21 protein-coding genes and 1 tRNA gene are annotated in these 23,602 nt (G+C 72.4%); 7 read left to right on the top strand and 15 right to left on the bottom strand.

Features of this window, described 5'->3' with window-relative positions; genetic code table 11:
* Positions 1-36: 36 nt before the first annotated feature.
* From OJ254_RS08440 to OJ254_RS08400, 9 genes are all read right to left on the bottom strand, one after another.
* The gene (locus OJ254_RS08440) at positions 37-867 is read right to left on the bottom strand and encodes an HAD family hydrolase (RefSeq protein ID WP_265361840.1); all 831 of its coding nucleotides are present in this window, start codon (positions 865-867) and stop codon (positions 37-39) included.
* Positions 864-2,174 (bottom strand): serine--tRNA ligase, encoded by a 1,311-nt coding sequence (gene serS / locus OJ254_RS08435; RefSeq protein WP_265361839.1) that lies wholly within the window; start codon positions 2,172-2,174, stop codon positions 864-866. The genes OJ254_RS08440 and serS overlap by 4 nt, the downstream gene beginning before the upstream one ends.
* A gap of 613 nt (positions 2,175-2,787) precedes the next feature.
* Positions 2,788-3,714: a prephenate dehydratase gene (gene pheA, locus OJ254_RS08430; RefSeq protein ID WP_261956623.1), complete on the bottom strand. Its 927-nt coding sequence runs from the start codon at positions 3,712-3,714 to the stop codon at positions 2,788-2,790.
* Between the two features lie 138 nt (positions 3,715-3,852).
* On the bottom strand, positions 3,853-5,172 hold the full coding sequence (efeB, locus tag OJ254_RS08425) for an iron uptake transporter deferrochelatase/peroxidase subunit (protein ID WP_265361837.1): 1,320 nt from the start codon (positions 5,170-5,172) through the stop codon (positions 3,853-3,855).
* The gene (locus OJ254_RS08420; RefSeq protein ID WP_265361836.1) at positions 5,172-7,355 is read right to left on the bottom strand and encodes a copper resistance CopC/CopD family protein; all 2,184 of its coding nucleotides are present in this window, start codon (positions 7,353-7,355) and stop codon (positions 5,172-5,174) included. The genes efeB and OJ254_RS08420 overlap by 1 nt, the downstream gene beginning before the upstream one ends.
* A 58-nt stretch (positions 7,356-7,413) precedes the next feature.
* Positions 7,414-7,860, bottom strand: coding sequence for a copper chaperone PCu(A)C (locus OJ254_RS08415; protein ID WP_265361835.1), 447 nt, complete (start codon positions 7,858-7,860; stop codon positions 7,414-7,416).
* Complete coding sequence (locus tag OJ254_RS08410) at positions 7,857-8,507, bottom strand: SCO family protein (protein ID WP_265361834.1); 651 nt, start codon at positions 8,505-8,507, stop codon at positions 7,857-7,859. Before OJ254_RS08410 ends, OJ254_RS08415 begins: the two co-directional genes overlap by 4 nt.
* Positions 8,508-8,623: 116 nt before the next feature.
* Entirely contained in the window at positions 8,624-9,427 is an 804-nt protein-coding gene (locus OJ254_RS08405) for a YcnI family copper-binding membrane protein (RefSeq protein ID WP_265361833.1), read from the bottom strand.
* Between the two features lie 141 nt (positions 9,428-9,568).
* Entirely contained in the window at positions 9,569-10,468 is a 900-nt protein-coding gene (locus tag OJ254_RS08400; protein ID WP_265361832.1) for a hypothetical protein, read from the bottom strand.
* Positions 10,469-10,716: 248 nt separating this feature from the next.
* Here OJ254_RS08400 and OJ254_RS08395 point away from each other — a divergent pair, with 248 nt between their 5' ends.
* Both OJ254_RS08395 and OJ254_RS08390 read left to right on the top strand, forming a co-directional pair.
* Positions 10,717-11,205 (top strand): ATP-binding protein, encoded by a 489-nt coding sequence (locus OJ254_RS08395; RefSeq protein ID WP_261956616.1) that lies wholly within the window; start codon positions 10,717-10,719, stop codon positions 11,203-11,205.
* A gap of 262 nt (positions 11,206-11,467) precedes the next feature.
* The gene (locus OJ254_RS08390; protein ID WP_265361831.1) at positions 11,468-12,121 is read left to right on the top strand and encodes a TetR/AcrR family transcriptional regulator; all 654 of its coding nucleotides are present in this window, start codon (positions 11,468-11,470) and stop codon (positions 12,119-12,121) included.
* A gap of 19 nt (positions 12,122-12,140) precedes the next feature.
* On the opposite strand, the gene OJ254_RS08385 is transcribed toward OJ254_RS08390, so the two are convergent.
* The 3 genes from OJ254_RS08385 to OJ254_RS08375 form a co-directional block, all read right to left on the bottom strand.
* Positions 12,141-13,598, bottom strand: coding sequence for an aminopeptidase P family protein (locus tag OJ254_RS08385; protein ID WP_265361830.1), 1,458 nt, complete (start codon positions 13,596-13,598; stop codon positions 12,141-12,143).
* Between the two features lie 148 nt (positions 13,599-13,746).
* The gene (locus OJ254_RS08380) at positions 13,747-15,354 is read right to left on the bottom strand and encodes a PP2C family protein-serine/threonine phosphatase (protein WP_265361829.1); all 1,608 of its coding nucleotides are present in this window, start codon (positions 15,352-15,354) and stop codon (positions 13,747-13,749) included.
* Between the two features lie 27 nt (positions 15,355-15,381).
* Positions 15,382-15,666, bottom strand: a complete 285-nt coding sequence (locus OJ254_RS08375; RefSeq protein WP_265361828.1) for a hypothetical protein — start codon at positions 15,664-15,666, stop codon at positions 15,382-15,384.
* A 405-nt stretch (positions 15,667-16,071) separates the two neighbouring features.
* On the opposite strand from OJ254_RS08375, the gene OJ254_RS08370 reads away from it, so the two are divergent.
* Positions 16,072-16,782, top strand: coding sequence for a bifunctional DNA primase/polymerase (locus tag OJ254_RS08370; RefSeq protein ID WP_265361827.1), 711 nt, complete (start codon positions 16,072-16,074; stop codon positions 16,780-16,782).
* Between the two features lie 746 nt (positions 16,783-17,528).
* Positions 17,529-17,741 (top strand): hypothetical protein, encoded by a 213-nt coding sequence (locus OJ254_RS30970; protein ID WP_341483586.1) that lies wholly within the window; start codon positions 17,529-17,531, stop codon positions 17,739-17,741.
* Positions 17,742-17,996: 255 nt separating this feature from the next.
* On the opposite strand, the gene OJ254_RS08360 is transcribed toward OJ254_RS30970, so the two are convergent.
* Positions 17,997-18,965, bottom strand: a complete 969-nt coding sequence (locus OJ254_RS08360) for a DUF5926 family protein (protein WP_265361826.1) — start codon at positions 18,963-18,965, stop codon at positions 17,997-17,999.
* A 204-nt stretch (positions 18,966-19,169) separates the two neighbouring features.
* Positions 19,170-19,790: an ATP-binding protein gene (locus OJ254_RS08355; protein WP_265361825.1), complete on the bottom strand. Its 621-nt coding sequence runs from the start codon at positions 19,788-19,790 to the stop codon at positions 19,170-19,172.
* On the opposite strand from OJ254_RS08355, the gene OJ254_RS08350 reads away from it, so the two are divergent.
* On the top strand, positions 19,747-19,872 hold the full coding sequence (locus OJ254_RS08350; protein WP_265365395.1) for a hypothetical protein: 126 nt from the start codon (positions 19,747-19,749) through the stop codon (positions 19,870-19,872). The two genes, OJ254_RS08355 and OJ254_RS08350, sit on opposite strands and share 44 nt — an antisense overlap.
* 58 nt (positions 19,873-19,930) lie before the next feature.
* Here the strand turns inward: OJ254_RS08350 and OJ254_RS08345 are convergent, their stop codons facing one another.
* Positions 19,931-20,827 carry a glycerophosphodiester phosphodiesterase gene (locus OJ254_RS08345; protein ID WP_265361824.1) on the bottom strand — a complete coding sequence of 299 codons (897 nt, stop codon included), beginning with the start codon at positions 20,825-20,827 and terminating at the stop codon, positions 19,931-19,933.
* A gap of 1,356 nt (positions 20,828-22,183) precedes the next feature.
* Here OJ254_RS08345 and OJ254_RS08340 point away from each other — a divergent pair.
* Both OJ254_RS08340 and OJ254_RS08335 read left to right on the top strand, forming a co-directional pair.
* On the top strand, positions 22,184-23,272 hold the full coding sequence (locus tag OJ254_RS08340; protein WP_423835865.1) for a S1C family serine protease: 1,089 nt from the start codon (positions 22,184-22,186) through the stop codon (positions 23,270-23,272).
* Positions 23,273-23,323: 51 nt separating this feature from the next.
* A tRNA-Ser gene (locus tag OJ254_RS08335) sits at positions 23,324-23,410 on the top strand.
* Positions 23,411-23,602: the final 192 nt, after the last annotated feature.

The following is a 23,602-nucleotide window of genomic DNA, read 5'->3' as shown; positions in this document are numbered from 1 at the left end:
TTCCGCAACCGGCCCCATCGCCCCGAGCCCCCGCCCTCACACCCCGTAAAGCCGCTCCAGAACCACCGCGATGCCGTCGGCCTCGGAGGAGGTGGTCACCTCGTCGGCGACCGCCTTCAGTTCGGGGTGGGCGTTGGCCATGGCGACGCCGTGAGCGGCCCAGGCGAACATCGGGATGTCGTTGGGCATGTCGCCGAACGCCAGTGTCTCCTTGGCGGTGCGGCCCAGGCGGCGGGCGGCCAGGGACAGCCCGGTGGCCTTGGTCAGGCCCAGCGGCAGCAGTTCGACGACGCCGGGGCCGGCCACCATGATGCCGACCAGGTCACCGGCGACCTGGCGGGCGGCCGCCGCCAGTGCGTCGTCGTCCAGCGTCGGGTGCTGGAGGTAGACCTTGTTGATCGGGGCCGCCCACAGCGCGTCGTGGTCGTCGATCATGACGTTCGGCAGCGGGCCCTCCTGGAAGCGGTAGCCGGGGCCGACCAGCACCTCGCCCTCCAGGCCGTCCCGGCTCGCCGCCAGATACAGCGGGCCGACCTCGGCCTCGATCTTGGACAGCGCGAGACCGGCCAGCTGGCGGTCCAGCGTCACCGAGGTCAGCAGCCGGTGCTCACCGGCGTGGTAGACCTGCCCGCCCTGGCCGCACACCGCGAGCCCGCGGTAGTCCAGGGCGTCGAGGATGTGCCGGGTCCAGGGCACCGCACGGCCGGTGACGACGATGTGCGCCGCGCCCGCCGCGGTGGCCGCGGCGAGCGCCTGGCGGGTGCGCTCCGAGACGGTCCCGTCCGGGCGCAGCAGCGTCCCGTCGAGGTCGGTCGCGATGAGCGTGTACGGCAGCGGCGGGACGTCCGCCGGAGCTGATCCGCTCACTTGGCGCCGGACTCCTGGCGCGCCGCGACGGGCTCCAGCACGGTCCGGCCGCCCAGGTAGGGGCGCAGCACCTCGGGGACGCGCACCGAGCCGTCCGCCTGCTGGTGGTTCTCGAAGATCGCCACGATGGTGCGCGGGACGGCGCAGAGCGTGCCGTTGAGGGTGGCGAGCGGGCGGACCTTCTGCTTGCCGTCGGCGTTCTCGCGCATGCGGACGGAGAGCCGGCGGGCCTGGAACTCGTCGCAGTTGGAGGCCGAGGTCAGCTCGCGGTACTTGCCCTGGGTCGGGATCCACGCCTCGCAGTCGAACTTGCGGGAGGCCGAGGCGCCCAGGTCACCGGTGGCGACGTCGATCACCTGGAACGGCAGCTCCAGGCTGTTCAGCCACTGCTTCTCCCAGTCCAGCAGGCGCTGGTGCTCGGCCTGCGCGTCCTCCGGCGCGACGTAGGAGAACATCTCCACCTTGTCGAACTGGTGGACCCGGAAGATGCCGCGGGTGTCCTTGCCGTACGTGCCGGCCTCGCGGCGGAAGCAGGGGGAGAAGCCGGCGTAGCGCAGCGGCAGCTGGCCGGCGTCGACGATCTCGTCCATGTGGTACGCGGCGAGCGGGACCTCGGAGGTGCCGACGAGGTAGTAGTCGTCCTTTTCGAGGTGGTAGACGTTCTCGGCGGCCTGGCCGAGGAAGCCGGTGCCTTCCATGGCGTGCGGGCGGACCAGTGCCGGGGTCAGCATCGGGATGAAGCCGGCCTCGGTGGCCTGCGCGATGGCGGCGTTGACCAGCGCGAGCTCCAGGAGCGCGCCGATGCCCGTCAGGTAGTAGAAGCGCGAGCCGGAGACCTTGGCGGCCCGCTCCACGTCGATGGCACCGAGTGCCTGGCCGATCTCCAGGTGGTCCTTGGGCTCGAAGCCCTCGGCGGCGAAGTCGCGGATGGTGCCGTGCGTCTCCAGGACCGCGAAGTCCTCCTCGCCGCCGACGGGGACGTCGGGGTGGACGAGGTTGCCGAGCTTGAGCAGCAGCTGCTGGGTCTCGTCCTTGGCCTCGTCCTGCGCGGCGTCGGCGGCCTTGACGGCGGCGGACAGCTCGCCGGCCTTCTTCAGCAGCGCGGCCTTCTCGTCGCCGGTGGCCTTGGGGATGAGCTTGCCGAGCGTCTTCTGCTCGGCGCGCAGCTCGTCGAAGCGGACGCTGGACGACCTGCGCCGCTCGTCGGCGGAGAGAAGCGCGTCGACGAGCGCGACGTCCTCTCCACGGGCGCGCTGGGACGCGCGCACACGGTCGGGGTCCTCACGGAGCAGGCGAAGGTCAATCACACCACCAGGCTACCGGGGCCGCGCCCCGCGCTTCGACGCGATATTCCCTCCCATTGCAATTTGTCCGGTTTGAGAGGTTTATTCCATGGCGGGGATGCGGTAAATCCGCCGGGGAATTCCCGCCCATTCGCATCCCTCCCGGTCGTCATGATCTTCTGGAGGGGGCGGCGGAGTCATCCGGTATGCGGATGTTCGCGGCGTCCGTGATCGGTGATCCACTGGGCGGGATCGGGGAGTTGGAGCGACCTTCGGGACCCCCGCGCGGTGAGGTTGTCCACAGGGGAGAGGGGTTCGCGGATTTTTATCCACAGGCTGTGCGTGAAATCTGTGGAAGTCGGCGGCGATCATTCCGGTTCCGAAATGGTCGGCTATGGATTCTCTGTCCAAACCCCGTTCACGCACTCTTTCGTGTGGGATTGCCTCGCTCTAAAGGATGGACCGCAGGAATTATGCTGACGGGTCCGAGGTGGGGTGCTGTGGAGGGATGTGAGGTCGGTAGGGCGATTTGTCGACGATGTCCGGCTGCCATGTCGACTTACCCACAGGTCGAGAACCGAGTCTGTGGATAACTTTGTGGACAACCCACAGGCGCTCAAAGCCGCAGGTCGGGAGCTCAGCCCCGGCCGTCCAGGCAGCGTGCCAGCCAGTCCGAGGCCTCGGTGAACGCCGAGTCGGTCATCTGCCGCCGCACGCTCGGCGTCGTCTCGTCCGCCCGCGGATACGAACCGAGGAACCGCACCTCCCGGCAGACCCGCTTGAGGCCCATCAGGACCTCGCTGACCCGGCGGTCGGTGATGTGCCCCTCGCAGTCCACCGAGAAGCAGTAGCGCCCGATGCCCTCGCCGGTCGGCCGGGACTCGATGCGCATCATGCTGACCCCGCGCACCGCGTACTCCTGGAGCAGTTCGAGCAGCGCACCGGGGTGGTCCTCGGCCAGCCACAGCACCACCGACGTCTTGTCCGCGCCGGTGGGCGCCGCCGGCCGCGCCGGGCGGCCCACCAGCACGAAGCGGGTGGCCGCGTTCTGCGCGTCGTGGATGTCGGTGACCAGCGGCGTCAGGCCGTACGTCGCCGCCGCGAACTCACCGGCGAACGCACCGTCGTAGCGGCCCTCCTGCACCAGCCGCGCTCCGTCCGCGTTCGAGGCCGCCGACTCCCAGACCGCTTCCGGGAGTTGGGCCGCCAGCCACTTGCGGACCTGGGGCTGCGCGACCGGGTGCCCGGTCACCGTCTTGACCTCGTCGAGCGTCGTACCGGGGCGCACCAGCAGCGCGAAGGCGATCGGCAGCAGCACCTCGCGGTAGATCATCAGCGGCTCGCCGGAGGCCAGTTCGTCGAGGGTCGTGGTCACCCCGCCCTCGACGGAGTTCTCGATCGGCACCAGGGCGGCCGCCGCCTCCCCGGCCCGCACCGCGTCCAGGGCGGCCGGCACCGACACCATCGGTACCAGCTCGCGCGTCGCCGCCTCGGGCAGGCTGCGCAGCGCGGCCTCGGTGAACGTGCCCGCGGGGCCGAGATAGGTATAGCGGCTGGCCGACATCCTTAGGACTCCCTCGCGTGACTGCGGGGGCACCCCGCCGATCTTCTCCCTGTCCTGCCACGATACCGAGCCGTCCCGGCCCCCGGACCGGCCTTCCGAAGGCCGGACGGCGCACCGGGCCTCCGCCGGGCGGTCCCGCTAGCCCTCCAGCAGCGGCTGCCCCACGTACCCGCCCGGCACCGCGGCCGGCGGTACCGCGTACAGGCCGCTCGCCTCGTGCCGCAGGAACGGCGAGAGCGCGTCCCCGCGGTCCAGCTTCCGCTGGATCTGGGTGAAGGCCCGCAGCGGGTCGGCCTGCCAGCAGACGAACAGCAGCCCGGCGTCCGGCGCGCCGTCCTCCCGGAAACCGTCGTGGTACGAGAACGGGCGGCGCAGCATCGCCGCGCCCTGGTTGGACTCCGGCGCCGCGACCCGGGCGTGCGCGTTGGCCGGGATGACCGGCAGCCCGTCCGCTCCGGTGGCGTCCAGCTTCATCGGCGTGGTCTCGGAACCGCCGGTCAGCGGCGCTCCGTTGTCCTTGCGGCGCCCGATGACCCGCTCCTGCTCGTGCCGGGAGCGCTTCTCCCAGTCGTCCAGCAGCATCCGGATCCGGCGGACCACGGCGTACGAGCCGCCGCGCATCCACTCCTGCTCGGCGTCCCGCCCGACGAATATCCGCCGGTCGAAGTCCGCGTCGGTCGGCTTGGGGTTGTTGGTGCCGTCGACCTGGCCCATCAGGTTGCGGGCGGTCATCGGGTGGGCGGTGGCGCCCGGGGTGCGGTTGAAGCCGTTCATCTGCCAGCGCAGCCGGGCGGTGCCGGCCGCGTCTTTCTGCAGCGCCCGCAGCGCGTGGAAGGCGACCAGCGCGTCATCGGCGCCGATCTGGATCCACAGGTCGCCGTTGCTGCGCTCGGGGTCCAGCGCGTCGGCGGAGAAGTCCGGCAGCGGATCGAGCTGGTCGGGGCGGTGCTTCGTCAGGCCCGTACGGTCGAAGAAGCTGTGGCCGAGGCCGAAGGTGACGGTCAGCGAGGACGGGCCGGCGTCCAGCGCCACGCCGGTGTCGGCGTCCGGCGTGCGCCCGGCCATCAGCTCCTCGGCCGTCCGCGACCAGCGGCGCAGCAGCGCGGCGGCGGCCTTGCGGTCGCTGCCCGGGGCCAGGTCGAAGGCGACCAGGTGCCCGCTGGCCTGCAGCGGGGTGGTGATCCCGGCCTGCTGCTTCGCCCGGTCGTCCCGGAACGGCACCTCGGTCGAGCCGAGGGAGCTCAGGGCCGCGGCGGGCCCCTCCTCATGGGCGGCGGCCGTCCCCAGGGCACCGCCGGCGCCGCCGACGACCAGCCCGGCGGCGCCCGCCGCGCCGACGGTGCCGAGCAGCCGGCGGCGGGAGAGCGTCAGGGCGGTCCGCGGGCCGGCCGGCTCGGGCGCCGGGGCCTGCGGTTCGGGGGCCCGGGGTTCGGGGGCTTTGGCGGTTCGCTTGCTCATCAGCCGATCTTCACGTTCCTGAACTCGGTCACCTGGTCGATGTCGGAGGTCCGTACGAGCAGCGAGAGCTGCCACCGTCCGGGGACCGGCAGCAGGACGCCGCTGGCGCGCCAGTGTCCCTTGCCGGTGTGCCGGGGCACCACCGTCAGCGGCCCGAGCTTTTTGGCCTTGAGGGTGAATTCGACCTTCACCTCGGGGACGTCCTTGGCCCGGCCCTTCGGGTCGGAGATCCGCAGCCGCAGGTCGTTGGCGTTGCCGCTGCGGCCGGGGTCGAGGTCGAGGCGGGCGGTGCCCTTGCCGCCCGGGCCGCCGGTGTCGAACGGGACGGTGAGGACCTGCGGCTGGTTGGCCGCGGCCGACTGACCGCCCGACACGGCCTTGACCGCCTCCTCGGTACGGGCCGGCTCGGTGGCGGTCAGCACCGTCGTCACCACCAGCAGGAGCACCGCGACCGACGCCTCGGCCAGTACGGACCGGCGCAGCCCCCGCCGCTCGGGGTCGGCGTCGCGCAGCCGCTTGGTGCGGGCGGTGCGCAACGCGGCCTGCTGGCGGGCGAGTTGGGCGGCGCGGGCGGGGTCGGCCGGTCCCGTCGTGGGAGTCGCCGCCGGTTCCGTCGCGGGCCCGTCGTCCTGGGCGGTCTTCCCGGCCGTGCCGGCCGCCGGCACGGTCACGGCCTTCTCGGAGAGCTGGTCGGCCTCGTCGGCCTCGTCGGCCTCCTCGGCCTCCTTGGCCTCCGGGGCCGCGTCCGCCGCTTCCGCGTCCGCCGCTGCCGCTTCTGCCGTCCGTACCTCCGTCAGCCGCGCCGTCCAGCGCCGGGAGAACCAGGCGATGCCCACGAGCACCACCACCAGGCCCACCTTGAGCAGCAGCAGCCGCCCGTAGGCGGTGCCGGTCAGCGCGGTCCAGGTGCCGACCTGCCGCCAGGACTGGTAGAGGCCGGTGGTGACCAGTACCAGGACGGAGCCGAACGCGATCCGGGAGAAGCGGCGGACGGCGGTCCGTTCGATCGGCGGCCCCCAGTACAGGGACACCACCAGCGCCGCCAGCCCGCCGAGCCAGGTGGCGACGGCGAGCAGGTGCAGGACGTCGACCGGCATCGCGATCGCGGGCTGCAGCCCGGTCGAGGCGTGTTCGGCCATCGCCCAGGTCGTCGCGAGGCCGGCGGCGACGATCACCCCGCCGATGCCGAGCCCGAACGTCAGGTCCTTGCGGCGGCGGGCCGCCTCGGCAGGGTCCTCGGGCGCGTCCTCGGCGGTCCGGCCCGTGTCGTCCCTGTCGTCCCCCCTGTCGTCCTTGCCGTCCCCGTCGGCCCGGTCCTCGTGGTCCCCGCCGTCCGCCCCGGCACCCGTCTCCGGGGCTTCCCGCGGCTCCCGCGGTTCCTGCGCCCGGGCGTACGCCCCGAACAGCACCGCCACGAACAGCGCCGCCGCGGCGAGCAGCAGCAGCCGGGAGACCAGCGCCGCGCCCGGCTTGGTGATCAGTACCTGCTGCAGGCCGCCGAGGTCGAAGACGTCGGAGACGTCGCCGGAGCCGGTGTACGGGGTGCGCAGCAGCAGCATGGCCACGGTGGTGCCGGTCAGCACCGCCCATCCCTGGACGACCAGGCGCTGGACGGACCGTACCCGGGCGGCGGCCGGCCGGCAGGCCACCACGAAGGCGGCGCCGCCGGCCAGCAGGACGAAGCCCGCGTACGCCAGCGCGCGGGCGATGCCGTAGAGCGCCCCGACCAGGCCTCCGCCGGCCTCCTGCTGGGCTACCGGCGCGGTGGTCTTCGAGGGCGCCCCGATGGAGAAGGTGAAGGCACCGGAGACCGGGTGGCTGTCGGCGGAGACCGCCTGCCAGGCGACGGTGTACGTGCCGTCGCCCAGGCCCGGCGGCAGCCCCGTGCCGTATTTGACGGTGCTGCCGCTGCACAGGTTGCGCAGTTTGCCGCGGTCCACGCGTTTGCCCTGCGGGTTCAGGACCCGGATGGAGTCGCCGCCCATCGCGACGCCCTCGGAGAAGGTGAGCGCGACCTGTTCGGGCGCCTGGTCCACCACCGAGCCCTGCGTGGGGGTGCTGCCGGTCAGCGCGGCGTGCGCGGACGCCGGGGCGGCGCCGCCCAGCAGCGCGCCGGCCAGTGCCACCGCGACGAGCAGCACCCGCAGTACGGCGGACCGCCGTCGTGGCCCGGTGATGACCATAGTGATCGCTCCCTCAACTGCCGTGTGAGTGCGGTTGCGTGACGTACCGTGCCGCCCGTTACTTCTTCGGCTGGTAGTTGACGGCCTTGACCGGGACGCTCACCCGGACGGGGTCGGCATGGGCGAACTGCAGCTGGACGGTGATCACGTCGCCCTTGGTCGGCTTGTACTTGAGGCCCATGAACATCAGGTGGTTGCCGCCGCGGCTGAGCGTCAGCTCGCCGTTCGCCGGGATCGGCAGCGAGTCGACCTGCTCCATCTTTCCGCCGGACGTCTTGTGGAGGGTGATGTCCTTGGCGAAGTTGCTGGTGACCGCGGTGAGCTTGTCGGCGGTGCCGCCGGTGTTCTTGACGGTGAAGAACGCCCCGGCCATGTCCTGGGTGACCGGCTGCGGCAGGTACGCGCCGCTGACCGACAGCTTGGGGGCGCTGCCGTCGTCGCAGGCGCTCAGGGCCAGACCGGCGGTGAGGGCGAGGGCGGCGGCGAGGGTGGTGCGGCGGTTCACGGGTTCTGTCCCTTGATGATCTTCGGAAGTGCGGTGGTGTAGTTGTCGGAGGTCGCCTCCTGCATGCCCAGCCAGTGGATCTTGTCGTCCTTGGGGGAGCTCAGCAGGACCTGCGCGCCGTGGGTGGAGACCACATCGCCGTTCTTCTTCTTGACCGGCTTCTCGATCCCGATGTTGACGCTGCGGGCGCCCGCCTGGATGGTGTCGAAGCGGCCCGTCAGGCCGATGAAGTCCTTGTTGATGCCGCCGAGCCACTTCTTGAGGGCGGCCGGGTCGTCGCGCTCCGGGTCGGAGGTGACGAAGACGACCCGCAGGTCCTTCTGCTCGGCCTTCGGCAGCTGCTTCACCGCGACCGCGATGTTGGCCATGGTCAGCGGGCAGACGTCCGGGCAGTGGGTGTAGCCGAAGTAGATCAGCGTCGGGTGGCCCTTGGTCTTCTCCAGCAGGTCGTACTTGGCGCCCTGGGAGTCGGTCAGGACCAGGTCCGGCTTCTCCATCGGGCTGTCGAGCGTGACGATGGGTTTGGCGGCGGTGCCCCCGGAGACCTCGGCGACCGGCTTGTCGCCGTCACCTCCCTGGTCGCAGGCGGTCAGGCCGAATGCCGTGACGGCCGCGACGGCGGAGGCGAGCAGGGCCCTTCTACGCATTGCGCTACGCATTGCAGATGTATCCCGTTTGTGTGGTGTGGTCCGGCGCCCCGCTCATGGGGAACGGGGCGACGGGCCGGCGGCGCGGTGCGGCGCCGCCCGGCCCGTAGTGGCGATCAGGCGTTGCGCCGCCGGCCGGCGAACACGCCGAAGCCGACGCCGATGACGCCGACGACGATGCCCGCGGCGCCCAGGAGACGGGCCGTGCCGTCGCTGGCGTCGGTGGCCGCGGCGGTCTTCACGTCCCCGCTCCTGTCCGCGCTCTTGGCGTCGGCGGCCGCGCCGTGCGCGTCGTCCTCGGCCGCGGTGAGCTTGAGCACCGGCGCCGGGTTCTCCGGCTCCGGGCCGCCCTCCTTCGTCGGCTCGATCCAGCGCACGACCTGCTTGTTGTCGTACGTCTGGAGGGCCTTGAAGACGAGCTGGTCGGCGTCCTTGGGCAGCTGGCCGATGGAGAGCGGGAACTGCTGGAACTGGCCGGGCTCGACGCCCTTGCCGTCAGCGGTCCAGGTGATCTTCGAGGGCGCCTCGGTGATCTTCTCGCCCTCCATCTCGATCGGCTTGGCGAGCTTGGTCTTGGTGACCGACACCTTCCAGCCGGGCACCGGCTGCGGCATGACCGACGCCAGCGGGTGGTCGGTCGGCAGGGTCACCTCCAGCTTCACCGTCGAGGCGTGGTCCTGCTCGTTGGGGACCTTGAAGTTGACCGTGGCGAAGCCGCCCTTGGGGGCATTGTCGGACTGCACGCTGACGTGCGCGAAGGCCGGCCCGGCGAGCAGCAGCACACTGCCGGCCGCGATGCCGCCCACCAGGGGCAGTCTGGTCTTGATGAATCCGGCAATTCCGGATGACTTGGAAGTTTCGGAGATGTCAGAAGTACCGGACATCGTGGGCTCGCTGGGCAGGGTCGACGCGTTCGACATGGAAAGCACTCCACAGGAAGGAGAGAGATACGGGTGACGGTGATCGGTGGCGCGCACACGGCGACGCCGCGCGAGCCCGTACCCTCCCCCAGCCTTGAGGCATGGGAGGTACTCCCATGTGGGAACGTGCGTCGCGTGACGTCAGGCCGCGAGGGCCAGGGCGGTCACGACAGGCGGCCCTCGCCGGATCACACTGTGGTCGAGCGCAGCACCCTGCGGGCCGGGTTTGTCATCCCCGTACGAAACGAGGGCGCGCAGCAGTGCCTCGTGCGCCGCGCCGAGGCCTGCGAGCAGGGCGCCGACGAGCGTGAGCGCCCCGCGCACCGCACCGAGCAGGGCGTGGACGGTCAGCTCGTACGCGGCCGGGGCCGACAGCCGGACCAGCCGCCACAGCGCCGCCTCGCCCCGCCGCAGCAGCCAGCCGACCGCGAGCGCGGCCAGCAGGTGCCCCAGCAGCATGGGCAGCGACGGCAGCAGACCGTGCGTCATCGCCGGGTCGGCTGCGGCGCCGCCACGTGCCGTCCCGGGTCCACCGGGTGCGCCCAGACCGGCCGCGGAGGCCATGTCGTAGCCGCCCCCGTCGAGGAGCCGCCGCGCCCGCGCACCGTCCAGCCGGCCCGTGCCGAGCCCGCACATCAGGTGCCGGGCCAGGTCCACGGCCGTCGCGTCGGACAGCGCGCCGTGCCCGGAATCCCCGGCGCCGCTCGCCATCCCGGCCATCGGCATCCGCTGCCGCGTCATCCGCTCGGCCGTCGTCAGGCCGCACACCTGGCCCCACACGAACAGCGAGTGCAGTGCCAGCTGGCCCACCGCGAGTCCCGCGGCGATGCCCGGCAGCGTCCGCTCCCGGCCGGCCAGCGGCGCCGCGACCGCGAACACCACGGCGGCGGCGACGCCCAGCGTCCACAGCGGAACGGCGGCACAGGAAGCGATCATGTGCCCGGCCGCGGACAGCGTGACACAGACCGCGGTGAAGACCGCGGCCCTCAGCAGCCGCAGGTCCGCGGCCGCGCGCGCTGGGGAGGCGGGCGGGGCAATCATGGCCGCGCCATCATCCCACTGCCTCCGCCCGCGGCCTACGGCAGGTCGGCCCGACGGGGGTGCCTCCCGGGGGCGTCCAGGGCGTCCGGCGGGGCGCGCGGTGGCGCGGGCGCGGCGCTGCGTCTACACCGGTGCGCTCACTCTTCGCATCCGCCGAATGAGCGGTATCACGTCCCGGACATGCTTACGGACCTTGGGGCACGGCAATACGTATCGATATGTCGAGCCGCGGCCAGGAGGCTGGAGCGATGAGCATCTGGTGGTCACTCCATTTGCGGCGCGAGGCTGCGAGCGTGCCGCTCGCCCGGCGTCTGCTGCTGGGCACGATGGAAACGGCGGGCGTCGACCCGGACATCTGTTACGACCTGTCGGTCGCTCTCTCCGAGGCGTGTGCGAACGCCGTCGAGCACGGCGGCGACGGAGCCCCCGAGGACTACCGCGTGACGGTCTTCATCGACGGCGACACCTGCCGCATCGAGGTCACCGACTCGGGCCCCGGTTTCCGCGGCGCCCCCTCCGCCCCGCCCCATAGCCCCGCGGACCGCCCCCTGCCGGCCCCCGTCCCCGCCCCCGCCCAGGCCCCCGCGTTCGCGGAGGACGGCCGGGGGCTCTTTCTCATCGAGGCCCTCACCGACCACGTCCGCTACCGCAACCGCACCGGCCGCCCGGGCGCGGTGGTCAGCTTCGACAAGATCCTCAAGTGGCGGGAGGGCGCGGCGCTGCCGATGGCGTCCTGAGGCGGCGTCGGCGGGGGCCGTGCGCGGGCATCGGACGCGGCGGCGCGGAGTGTAAGTGCGATGCTGCCTCGCGGAGCCGCCGGCTGGCCGGAAAGTGCCTGGCCGGGAGGGATGGCGGCGCGGTCTCGCGGTGGGAGGACCTCCCCCGCGGCGTCCCCTGTCCCGACGAGACCGGCGCACACCAAATCTAACGCGAAGATGCTCGCGTTAGTCTTTGTCGGACAATACTTGGCGTGATCCCGCACTGCAATACGGAGCCGGCGTGACGACAGCGCACCAGCCCCGGGGCGCCCCGGGCGAGACCCGACCCGGCGGGCGCACGGCGCGCACCCGCGAGGCCGTACTGGCCGCGGTGTTCGAGGAGTTGGGCGCCGGCGGGTTCGCCGGACTCACCATGGAGAAGGTCTCCCAGCGCTCGGGCATCCACGTCGCGACGCTCTACCGGCGCTGGCGCAGCATCGAGGGCCTGGTCTGCGACCTGCTGACCGAGCTGAGCTCCGACGTGCCGCTGCCGGACACCGGCACGCTCCCCGGCGACCTCCACGCGCTGGCCCACTCGATAACCGCGTTCTACGGCGAGCCGCGGACGCGGCGGCTCATCGAGGCGGTGGTGTCCGCGGCGGCCCGCGACCCCCAGGTGGCCACCGTGCTGCGGTCGTTCTTCGGCGAACGGCTGGCGCTGGCCGGCCGGATGGTGGAGCGGGCCGTCGCGCGCGGCGAACTGCCCGCGGACACCGATCCCGAGCAGGTGATGTCGGCGCTCGGCGCGCCCTTCTACTACCGGATCCTGATCGCCCGCCGCCCGGTCGACGCGGCACTGGCGGAGTCCGCGGCCACCGCCGTGTGGGCCGCGGCCCGGGCGGGCGCGTACCCGCGGGAAGGCCACGGGCCGGTGGACGACGCCACCGGCCCGTGAACCAGGGTTACTTCCGGGGTTACTTCTTCAGCCCGGCCATCCAGGCCTCGACCTCGTCGGACCGGCGCGGCAGCGCGGCCGAGAGGTTCCGGTTGCCGTCCTCCGTGACGAGGATGTCGTCCTCGATGCGGACGCCGATGCCGCGGTACTCCTCGGGGACCGTCAGGTCGTCCGCCTGGAAGTACAGACCGGGCTCAACGGTGAGGACCATGCCGGGCTCCAGCGTGCCGTTGACGTACGTCTCGGTGCGCGCCGCGGCGCAGTCGTGGACGTCCAGGCCGAGCATGTGGCCGGTGCCGTGCAGGGTCCAGCGGCGCTGCAGGCCGAGCTCCAGCACCCGCTCGACCGGGCCCTCGACCAGACCCCACTCGACGAGCTTCTCGGCGAGCACCCGCTGCGCCGCGTCGTGGAAGTCGCGGTAGGCGGCGCCCGGCTTGACCGCCGCCATGCCCGCCTCCTGGGCCTCGAAGACCGCGTCGTAGATCTTGCGCTGGAGGTCGGAGAAGCGGCCGTTGATCGGCAGGGTGCGGGTGACGTCCGCGGTGTAGAGGGTGTCGGTCTCCACACCGGCGTCCAGCAGCAGCAGGTCGCCGGAGCGGACCGGGCCGTCGTTGCGGACCCAGTGCAGGGTGGTGGCGTGCGGGCCCGCGGCGCAGATCGAGCCGTAGCCGACGTCGTTGCCCTCGACGCGGGCGCGCAGGAAGAACGTTCCCTCGATGTAGCGCTCGGACGTCGCCTCGGCCTTGTCCAGGACCTTCACGACGTCCTCGAAGCCGCGGACGGTGGAGTCGACGGCCTTCTGCAGCTGGCCGATCTCGAACTCGTCCTTGATCACCCGGGCCTCGGAGAGGTGGACCCGCAGTTCCTCGTCGCGCTCGGCGGTGACCTTGTCGGCCAGCGCGGCCTCGATGCCGGCGTCGTGCCCGCGGACGACGCGGACCGGGCCGGTGGCCTCCTTGAGCGCGTCGGCCAGCTCCCGCACGTCCTTGCAGGCCACGCCGAGCAGCGCGGCGGACTCGGTGAGGCTGTGGCGGCGGCCCACCCACAGCTCGCCCATGCCGTTGAGCCAGAACTCGCCGTTCTCGCGTTCGGAACGGGGCAGGCGGTAGAGCGTCGCCTCGTGGCCGTCCTTGGTGGGCTCCAGGACCAGCACGCTGTCGTCGGTCTGGTCGCCGGTGAGGTAGACGTACTCGGTCGAGGCGCGGAAGGAGTACTCGGTGTCGTTGGAGCGGGTCTTCAGGTTGCCCGCCGGGATCACCAGGCGCTCACCGGGGAAGCGCGCGGACAGCGCGGCGCGGCGGCGGGCGGCGTTCGGGGCCTGCTCGATCGGCTGCAGGTCGCGCAGCTCGGTGTCGGCCCAGCCACTCTTCATGTTCTCCGCGAGCTCGTCCGAGACGCCCGGGTAAAGGCCGTTCTTGCGCTGCTTGATCGGCTGCTCGTCCTCGTCCGGGGTCTCCGGCGTGAGCTCGTCGGTCACAATGCCTCCTTTTAAGAGTGAACCGCATTCCATCGTATGTGCCGACGGATGACGGTCCAGGGGGCAACGGGTGTGACCTGTCGGGCAGCGGCCGCGCCCCCTCCCGGGGCACGGCCGCCCACCCGCCTGACCTGCACGCTCGCGGGCGCTACTCCTCGAAGTACGCCACCAGCAGCACCACGTCCTCCTCCGACGACGGGTCGTGGAGCCCCCGCGGCAGCATCGTGCGCAGGACGTGGTCGGCCACCGCCTCCGGATCATGGCGGATCGCCCGGGGGACGCCCGCGGCGGCGGTGTGCAACCGGGCGAAGGCGCGGTCCATGGGCTCCCCGGTGCGGTGCAGCAGCCCGTCGCTGTACAGCAGCAGGGTCTCGCCGCCGGCCGGTTCGATCTCCACGCTCGGCGCTTCCCAGCAGGCCAGCATGCCCAGCGGCGCGGACAGCGTGGTCTCCACGAACTCCGTCCGCAGATCCCCGAGGATCAGCGGCGGGCAGTGACCGGCCCCGGCCAGCACCAGCTTGCGCGGCAGCACACCCGGCACCGGCGGCGCGGGCGGCCCGCCCGGGGCACCCGGCGGCGGCTCGGTGAACGCGAACAGCGCGGTCGCGCTGCGCGCCGGCTCGGTCAGCCGCAGCAGCAGCTCCAGGTCGGAGAGGACCGCGACCGGGTCCTCGCCCTCCATGACCGCGTACGCGCGCAGCGACGCCCGCAGCCGTCCCATGGCGGCCACCGCGCTCGGCCCGGACCCGGTCACCGAGCCGACGGCCAGGCCCAGCGCGCCGTCCGGCAGCGGCAGCGCGTCGTACCAGTCGCCGCCGCCGCGCGGCCCGGTGGTGTGCCGCACCGCGAGGCGGACGCCCGGGACCCGCGGCAGCCGGTGCGGCAGCAGCTCCTCGCGGAGCGTGGCGGCGGCCTGCCGGCTGCGGTGGAGTTCGAGGAGGCGGGCGAGGTGTTCGGAGGCGTGGGTGCGGTAGAGGCCGACGAGGTGGCGCTGGCGCTCGGTGGGGGCGGCCGGTTCGTCGTAGAGCCAGACCGCGGCGCCGGTCCGGCCGACGGGATCGGCGGTGAGCGGCACGGCGTAGCTGGCGGCGTACCCGAGGCGGGCGGCGACCTCCCGCAGCCGGGGATCGAGGTCCTTCTCCCCGGGGATGTCGGGCTCGCTGATCTCCGTGCGGTCGTCGGGCCCGCCCCCGCCCCCGGGGGTGTCGTCGCCGGCGCCGGAGACGCCCGGCTCCGGAAGGCCGTCCAGTATCCGCGCGTACGACAGGGCGCGGCGCGGCACGGTCTCGATGTGACCGATCTCGGCGTGGCCGAGGCCGAGGCCGACGGTGGTCTCCGGGCCGAGGCCGTCGGCCGGCGCCAGGACGACCAGACCGCGGCGGGCGCCGACCAGCGAGGCGCCGGCGCGCAGCAGCTCGTGCAGCGCCTCGTCCAACGTCCGCGTGCGGGCGAGCCGTTCGGTCAGGTCGTGCAGGGTGCTGAGGTCGGAGATCCAGCCGGCCAGCCGGTCCTGGACGGCGGCGAGTTGGTCGAGGGCGGAGACGTCGGGGGTGGCGGGGGCGGAGCCGGGCGAGGGGTCGGGGGCGGCGGTTCCGGCTCCGTCGGTGGCGGGGTCGGACGCGTCGTCGGAGGGGTCGGAGGGGCTGCCGGAGGCGGGGTCCGCGGGGGTCTTCGCCACATGCGGGCCGACAGTGTGCGTGGGAGCGGGCAGAGCTGGTTCGATTCCAGCCACTTTCGGTACGTGAGGGGCAGTCATGGCCGGCGGCTATCGTCGCGCCAGGCATTACTCCAGTTCAGGCCGCTGATTGTGAGGGAGTGCGGCTTTTTGTTGAGTGACGTTGTGCGATCCGTTCGGGCGCTCAATTTCCTCAATAGCATCGCAAACCCCCATGTCATGCTGCTCCGCTATCAATGCCTCCAGATGTACACGCACCAGAGAGGGGATGTCCAGCATTGTCCCCGTGGGGTTTGTGGTGTCAGTGAGGTCTGTAGATTGGCCTGAAAACAGCCCCACGAGCGTCAATTTGAGGTCGACTGGCGCCGATCGACAGCGCGTCATCACCACCATGGCGGGTACGTAATCGGAAAGGTGCGGGGCCAGTTGGGCTCGCACCGGGAACTCTCCGGCGGGCACCGGCGTCTCATACGGCGACGACCGCACGCACTCCCAAGTGGCGGGGACTGCACCACCGGAAGCGCAAGCGCCATGCGCGCGCCACCCCTCGCCACGTTCCCCGCTCGGCGTACGACGTGATGCGCTGCCTTGTACACGCGGTGACCAGAGATCCACGTGGCGTGATCGACGCGCGATCGACCCCGGCGTGCATGACCGGGCCGCAAGAGCGCCACCACGGCGTCGAGCGGCCCGTGCGCAACCATGCGGACCGGGCAAGCAGTGCCTGGAAGTGCCATGAAGAGCGATGGACGAAGCCCTCGGCAAGCCCTTGGCGTTAACGGAAAGGAACGAGCGCTCATGCGCGAGATCCTCGGAAGGCGACGCAAGATCCTGTTCCGGCGCACGGGGAGGTCGGCGCTGCTCGGTGCGGCGCTCCACTGCGCCACCGAGTGGCAGTGGCCCGTACTTCCCGGTGTCGCGCTCGCCCCCGCCGGCCGGCAGCCCGCCGGCGCCCGGCTCGGCCTCGGTGAGCGGCCCACCCGCCGGTGCAGCTGCCCCGACCCGGACTGCGTGGTGCCCGGCGCACACCCCTTCGACCCCGGCCTGCTCGCGGCGACCACCGACGCCCGGATGGTGCGCTGGTGGTGGACCAACCGCCCGTCCGCCCCGATCGTGCTGGCCACCGGCGGCCGCGCGCCCTGCGCGGTGAGCCTCCCGGCGGTCGCCGGTGCCCGCGCGCTGGCCGCCCTGGACCACTTCGGCGTCCGCGTCGGCCCCGTGGTCGCCACGCCCACCCGCTGGTCCCTGCTCGTATCGCCGTACGGACTGGAGGAGTTGGGGGAGCTGCTGCACTCGCAGGACTGGGTGCCCAGCTCGCTGCGGTTCCACGGCGAGGGCGGCTATGTGGTGCTCCCGCCGTCCCAGATCGGCGCCGGCCGGGTGCGCTGGGAGCGGCCACCGGCAGCGACCCCCGCCGCCCCCTGGCTGCCGAAGGTGGCGACCATCGTCGACGCCCTCGTGACGGCCAGCACCAGCACACCGGACGGCGGCAGCCGGCTCGCCTACTGACCGGCGCGGGGCGGGCGACGGCCGAAGGAACCGCGGGCGGTTCACCCGTACGGGTGTGACGGGCCCCGATCACTACGGGAAATGGGTGTCCGGGTGACCGGCCGCACCGCCCGCGGCCGATAGGTTCGGCCCACCGTCAAGCCGTCGGCGTCGACGACGGCAACTCAATCGCAGGTGGGGCCCATGCAGCGTGCGCAGAAACTCCGCATGACCGGGCTCGCCGGTGTGGCCGCGCTCGCCGTCGCCGTACCGCTCGGCGCCGCGATGGCCGGCCCGGCCGAACCACTGCTCCCCCACCGCCGGGCCGCCGGGCCCCGCCTCGGGCAAGGAACGCGCACGGCCGAAAACCGCCCCCTCCTCGGACGGGACATGACGGGGGAAAGCGGCGCCAAGGCCAGGAAAAGCGGCATCGGGGCAGCGGGGAAGAAGGACGCCGTGATGCGGGAGATCGGCGTCGCCGCGGACAAGGTGGCCGCGGCCGCCCGCTCCCACCGCCCCGTCCGGTCGCCCGCCGGTCTCCGGGCCGGGGCCCCGACGGCCCCCTGGACGACCTCGGGCTGCCGCTCCTCTCCGGCCGGATCATCCACTGCGGTCCCGAACTCGCTTCCGGGCGGGGCATCGAGGCACAGACCTGTGTACTCACCGAGAGCGGCCGGACCTGGGGGCGGACGTACTACCGCAATGTCACCGGCGGCGCGCTGCGGGCCGTACTGACCCTGCTGCGCCCGGACGGCCGGAGCGTCCAGGTGAACTGCGAGGTACCGGCGGCCGATGTGCCGGGCGTGTGCGAGACGCCGGCCGGCCGGACCGTACGCGCGGGTCGCACCGGGTACACGGCGGTCGCGGAGTTCTCGGACCGGGCGGGCGAGCGGCTGCTGCTGCGCTCCGGCAGCAACTCGGCGGCGGACGCCGGGAGCCCGGCGGCGGATGGCCCGGCGGTGGTCGGCGGCTCGGGCTGATCGCTCGCGCGTGCTCGCCGGTGCTGATCGTCCGGTCGATCGGAGTGCCTGGTTCCGGACATGGAAGCGCCCGGTCGCTGGCGACGGGGGATGCACCAGCGACCGGGCTTTTAGAACCGTAACAAGAGATCGGCGGTTAGCAAATTCGATCGTGGAATTCCGGACGCTCATTTACCGTCAGGTAGGGGGAGTTGTGACCGGTGTCACGCCGGGGCTCCCGGAGGCGTACGGTGCGCACGATCGCCGCCGGGACGGTCAGCTCAGCGTGATCTGACGGTTGGTGAGACCACCGCGCGCCCGGCGCTCGTCGGCGGTCAGCGGGGTCTTGGCGGCGAGCGCCTCGGCCAGCCGCTCGGCGAACTCCGCGGCCGGCTTGGCCACCTCGTCCGCCCCCATCTCCGAGGGCAGGTCCCACACCGGTACGACCAGCCCGTGGGCGCGGAACGAACCGACCAGGCGGGTGCCCTCGCCGAGCGAGGACGCGCCCGCGGCGTGCAGCCGGGCGAGCGCGTCCAGCAGCTGCTCCTCGGGGTGGGCGGTGACCCAGCGCAGGTGGTTCTTCTCGGGCGCCTCGCACCAGTACGCGCCCTCCAGGCCGGGAATCCGGGCGGTCGGGATGGCGGCCGCGTTGGCCCGCTCCAGAGAGGCGGCGACCTCACCGGTGGCGTTCTCGGCGTTCTCCACCCAGAACTCGAAGCCCGTGTGGACGGTCGGCTCAAAAGATGCGTTCAGGTCGAGCAGGTCCTGCAGGCGCGGACCCTCGGCGGAGGGGCGCGCGGCAGCGACCGGATTGCCCGGTTCCGCGGCCAGTGCGCGCTGCAGGGTGTCCGCGAGGTCGCGGCTGATGTCCCCGGAGGCGGTGTCGTTCTGCAGCCCGAGCAGGATGGCCCCGTTGTCGCGGCGCAGCGCGGGCCAGGCCATCGGCAGCACCGTCGCCAGCGTCACGGAGGGCACGCCCTCGGGCAGCCCGCCCTTCAGCGTCAACTCGGCGGTGGCGGCGGGCACCAGCTCGCGCAGCGCCACCCAGTCGCACTCGCCGGGCAGGCCCTCGAAGGGGCGCTGCACCAACTCGGTGACGGCGTGCGCCGCGCGCCGCCCGTGACACGCCTTGTACCGGCGGCCGGAACCACAGGGGCAGGGCTCACGAGCGCCGACGACCGGCACCTCCCCGTCCTTGATCTGCGGTGCTGCGGACTGGGGCTGGGGGCGGCGCTTCTTGGCCATGCGACGGCTTCTCCTGGTCGATCCCGGGCGTACGCGTTTCGGCGCGAGCCTAGAGGATCGCGTACCGGGCCGCCCTGACCGTGCGGGGGCCGTCGCGGGTGTTTCGTGGGTGGTGGGTACCGACCGAGCCGGCCGAGCCGACTGGTCCGGCGTGCACGCCGCCTACGCCAACTCCCAGCGCCGCCGGGCCGAACCCCAGTACGTCTACGCCAAGCCCTCGATGTCCAGGAAGGCGGCAGGGTTCAGCGGCCGGCCGGTGGGCGCGAGTGAGGACGGCAGCCCGGCAACCGGGTCGGTCATCGCGTCGACCGTCGGATCGGGCAGCAGATCCACGCGCGTAGCGAAGGCGCCCTGAAGAGAGAGCACGGCCCAGACCGTGACCTCACCCGGGGTGCTGTCGCGTACGCCCCAGTCCTTGGTGAGCGAGCGGATGATCGCCAGTCCCCGGCCGCCGTGCGCGGTGATGGAGGGAGTGGCCGGGCGGGGACGGGTCGGCCCGCCGCCGTCCGTGACCGCAACGGTCAACCGGCCCTGCCCGTCGATCTGCCAGGACGCCCGCACGGACGCCGCGGCCCCCACCCGCGAGCCGTTCCGGGCCGCCATCGGGCCCGTCGGGCCGGGTTCGTCGATCGGACGGGCATGCCGACAGGAATTGCTCAGCAACTCCGAAAGGACCAGGACCGCGTCATCGACGACCGTGTCCTGAACTCCGCTTGCCAACAGCTCTTCACGCATGCGTCGCCTGGCCATGCCCACACCCACTGGACCATGAGGTACGGCCATGATCGACGACGTCGGCACCTCTTGTGCCACCACCAACGCCACCCCCGAGACCTCCTTTGCCCCACGCCACGGGATGAATGCCCCAATGGACTGGACCGGAAACCGGCCAACCGGCACGCAGTGACGCACAAACCGGCATCGGATACCGGCCGAATGCGCCGGTGCACACCCTGTGATGGGCTTTAGCCAAGGCCGAGTTGCATTCGCACCTGCTTGGGGCGATTTGTAATCACCGCATCGACTCCCAATTCCTGGCACAACACGACATCGTCGGGCTCGTTGACTGTCCACACATGCACCTGATTGCCCGCCCTGTGTGCCTTGGCGACGTATTCGGGATGTGCCCGGAGGATCCGGATGCCGGGTCCCGCGATGCCCACGCCCGCCGGTAGCCGGCCGTCGCGGTAGCGGGGGGTGAGGAATTGCATCAGGTAGACGGCGGGGATGGCGGGCGCCGCGGCCCGGACGCGGTGCAGCGAACGGGCGGAGAAGCTCATCACCCGGACCGGAGACGGCCGGTCGGTGCTCATGGCCGGTTTCGTGTACCCGAACCTGCCCAGCAGCTCGACCAGCCGCTCCTCCACCTGTCCGGCCCAACGCGTCGGATGTTTGGTCTCGATGGCCAGCTCGACCCGGCGGTCCGCGTCGGCGACCAGCTCCAGCAGCCGTTCCAGCGTCAGTACGGACGTCCGCTCCGGATCCTCGTTCTGCCGGTCCGGCGCCTCGCCGCCGAACACCCCGCTCCGGCGGTACGGCGCCTCGGCCCCGAACGTCTCGCCGCCGAGCGCCTCCTCCTTCCAGGAGCCGAAGTCGAGGGAGGCGAGATCGGCGAGTTCGAGGGCGGAGACCGCGCCGCGCCCGTTGGAGGTGCGGTTCACCCGCCGGTCGTGCACGCAGACCAGATGGCCGTCCGCGGTCAGCCGGACGTCGCACTCCAGCGCGTCCGCCCCGTCCTCGATCGCCTTGCGGTAGGCGGCCAGGGTGTGTTCCGGGGCGTCCTCCGAGGCGCCTCGATGGGCCACTACGGACATGGCGGGACGATCCGGATGGCGGTCCTGGGCGGGGCGTGCATAGCTCACCGCGTTATCGTGCCACTCGCCGGTGCCGGTGGGCCGGGCGTACCCCGGACCCCGGGCGTATCCGGGATCCCGGGCGTACCCCGGAGCGAGGGGGCGGCCGCGTTTCGGCTCCGCCGCGGTTCTCGCCGGGAGCATCGTCGAGGACCTCGCCGCCGTACCGACGCGGACCCGGCCGCCGTGGAGCCCGCTCGTGGAACTCGACGTGGACCCCGCTCGTGGAACTCGGTGTGGACCCTGCTTGTGGGTGGCCGTACTCCGACGTGCGGAACAACGGATGCGCCCGTTTTGTCCGGCATAAAGGATGAGAGCACAGTCACAGCCTCGGCTTACGGCACTCTGACGCGCGGTGGGAAAGGCTGGGACGGAGCTTCGCCCGTATCGCCTGGCCCGTACCGCCCGGCCGGGGCCCGCGGATCCACCGCGCGGCCCCGACCGACGGCCCGGTCCGGCGGCGCGGGACTCGCCGAGACCGCCGGGATCCTGAATCCTGGGGTACCGGAGTGCCGGAGCACTGGAGCAGTGGAGTACCGGGAGACCGGGAGTACCGGAGCACGGAAGCACGCGGGAAAGCACGGAAGAGCACGGAAGAACATGGAACGGCCCGCCGGGCGTACTGGTGAGCCGCGAAGTGGGTAGCCGAGCCAACCGGAGGTGGCCCCGGTCGATCGGGCCCACCGCTCCACCAGGCACTCCGGCGACGACGGGGACGCCCTCCGAGAGGTACTCGGAGACGTCCTCAGACGTCTTCGGAGACGTCACTCGGGGACGCCCTTCCGGGCGCCTCGGGGCGCACTCCGTGTCACTGTCGTCACCACCCGGTCGGACCGTGAGGCCCGGCCGGACCGCAAGACCCCCGTACGGGCCGCCGGCCCGGGCGGGACCGTAAGGCCGTGAAGCTGAGGAGAGAGCTGTGAGCACCGAGAACGAGGGAGCCGTCCCGTCGGAGGCCAGGCCGCCGACCGGGGCGCAGCCGGACAGCGCTGCCGCGTCCGCCTCCGGCGCCCAGGCTCCCGGCGCCCCGCCCGCGACTCCCCCCGCGGCACCCCCGCCGCCGGACTTCGCCCCGACCGTCGCCTCTGCGGGCGACCCCGGGCACGCACAGCCACCCCACCAGTCGCCCCAGGCACCCCAGCCACCCCAGACGCACCAGTCCGGCTACCCGGGTGGCGAGCCCACCGCCCCCGGGCACTCGGGTGGCGAGCCCACCGCGCAGCTCCCCCGTACGCCGCGGCCGGCCACGGTTCCTCCGGCGGCGGCTGGGGCGGGCCCCCGTACGGCGGTGGCGGCGACCCGTGGGCAGGGGCCGGCGCCCAGGCTCCCAAGCGGCGCACCGGTGGGCTGATCGCCGCGGTCCTGGTGGCGGCGCTGGTCGCCGGCGGAGTCGGCGGCGGCATCGGCTACTGGGCCGCGGGCCGCGACGACACCGCCTCGACGACGGTCTCGGCGCCCGGTGACGCCGGCGCGCTGAACCGCAAGCCCACCTCCGTCTCCGGGATAGCGCAGCGCGCGCTGCCGAGCGTCGTGACGATCGAGGCGCAGGGCGCCACCGGCGAGGGCGGCACCGGCACCGGCTTCGTCTACGACAAGCAGGGCCACATCCTCACCAACAACCACGTCGTCGCCAGCGCGGCCGACGGCGGCAAGCTCACCGCGACGTTCTCCAACGGCAAGAAGTACGACGCCGAGGTAGTCGGCCACGCCCAGGGCTACGACGTCGCCGTGATCAAGCTGAAGAACCCAGGTGATGCCACCCTCAACCCGCTCCCGCTGGGCAAGTCGTCCAACGTGCAGGTCGGCGACGCCACGATCGCGATCGGTGCGCCCTTCGGCCTGTCCGGCACGGTCACCACCGGCATCATCAGCGCCAAGGACCGGCCGGTGGCGTCCAGCGACGGCGGCGGCAGCCAGGCGTCGTACATGAGCGCCTTGCAGACGGACGCGTCGATAAACCCGGGTAACTCCGGCGGCCCGCTGATGGACGCCGGCGGCAACGTCATCGGCATCAACTCCGCGATCCAGTCGGCCGGCAACGGCGGTGGCCTGGGCGGCGAGTCCGGCCAGTCCGGCAGCATCGGGCTGGGCTTCGCGATCCCGATCGACCAGGCCAAGCGGGTGGCGCAGGACCTGATCAAGACCGGCAAGCCGGTCTATCCGCAGATCGGCGTCCAGGTCGGCATGCGCGACAGCGGCGACGGCGCGACCATCGCCCAGACGGGCAACAACGGCTCCGAAGCGGTCACCCCGAACGGCCCTGCCGACAAGGCCGGCCTGCGGCCCGGCGACACGATCACCAAGCTCGACGACACGGTCATCGACAGCGGCCCCACCCTCATCAGCGAAATCTGGCAGCACAAGCCGGGCGACCAGGTCACCCTGACCTACAAGCGCGCCGGCAAGGAGCACACGGCCAAAGTCACCCTGGGGCAGCGCACGGGCGACAAGTGACGCGCTAATCTGATCCCGCGGCACCCGCGCTCCCACGCGCCGGCGCCGCGGGGAGGCTTGCCCGAGCGGCCTAAGGGAACAGTCTTGAAAACTGTCGTGGCGGCAACGTCACCGTGGGTTCAAATCCCACAGCCTCCGCCGAGGTCAGCTAAGTAGCTGGTCAGAAGGGGTGCCCCGCATTAGCGGGGCACCCCTTCTGCATCCGTCCTGTCTCACCCCGGTTCGCCTGTATCCCGGTGCTGACCAGGGCGTACGGGCCAGCGGCGTGGCCAGGACAGGGTCAGGGGCACCGCGTGAGGTAAAGACGAAGACGGGGGTGACCGTAGCGAG

This window comes from Streptomyces endophytica (genome assembly GCF_026153355.1).
GTDB lineage: Bacteria > Actinomycetota > Actinomycetes > Streptomycetales > Streptomycetaceae > Streptomyces > Streptomyces endophytica.
This window is presented reverse-complemented; position numbering and strand designations above follow the sequence as displayed.

Excerpts from the sequence above, each read along its gene's own strand:
- pheA (WP_261956623.1), bottom strand. The coding sequence starts at position 3,714 with ATGTCGGCCAGCCGCTATACCTATCTCGGCCCCGCGGGCACGTTCACC.
- efeB (WP_265361837.1), bottom strand. The coding sequence starts at position 5,172 with ATGAGCAAGCGAACCGCCAAAGCCCCCGAACCCCGGGCCCCCGAACCG.
- OJ254_RS08420 (WP_265361836.1), bottom strand. The coding sequence starts at position 7,355 with ATGGTCATCACCGGGCCACGACGGCGGTCCGCCGTACTGCGGGTGCTG.
- OJ254_RS08410 (WP_265361834.1), bottom strand. The coding sequence starts at position 8,507 with ATGCGTAGAAGGGCCCTGCTCGCCTCCGCCGTCGCGGCCGTCACGGCA.
- OJ254_RS08405 (WP_265361833.1), bottom strand. The coding sequence starts at position 9,427 with ATGTCGAACGCGTCGACCCTGCCCAGCGAGCCCACGATGTCCGGTACT.
- OJ254_RS08400 (WP_265361832.1), bottom strand. The coding sequence starts at position 10,468 with ATGATTGCCCCGCCCGCCTCCCCAGCGCGCGCGGCCGCGGACCTGCGG.
- OJ254_RS08395 (WP_261956616.1), top strand. The coding sequence starts at position 10,717 with ATGAGCATCTGGTGGTCACTCCATTTGCGGCGCGAGGCTGCGAGCGTG.
- OJ254_RS08380 (WP_265361829.1), bottom strand. The coding sequence starts at position 15,354 with ATGACTGCCCCTCACGTACCGAAAGTGGCTGGAATCGAACCAGCTCTG.
- OJ254_RS08375 (WP_265361828.1), bottom strand. The coding sequence starts at position 15,666 with ATGGTGGTGATGACGCGCTGTCGATCGGCGCCAGTCGACCTCAAATTG.
- OJ254_RS08370 (WP_265361827.1), top strand. The coding sequence starts at position 16,072 with ATGCGCGAGATCCTCGGAAGGCGACGCAAGATCCTGTTCCGGCGCACG.
- OJ254_RS08360 (WP_265361826.1), bottom strand. The coding sequence starts at position 18,965 with ATGGCCAAGAAGCGCCGCCCCCAGCCCCAGTCCGCAGCACCGCAGATC.
- OJ254_RS08350 (WP_265365395.1), top strand. The coding sequence starts at position 19,747 with ATGATCGACGACGTCGGCACCTCTTGTGCCACCACCAACGCCACCCCC.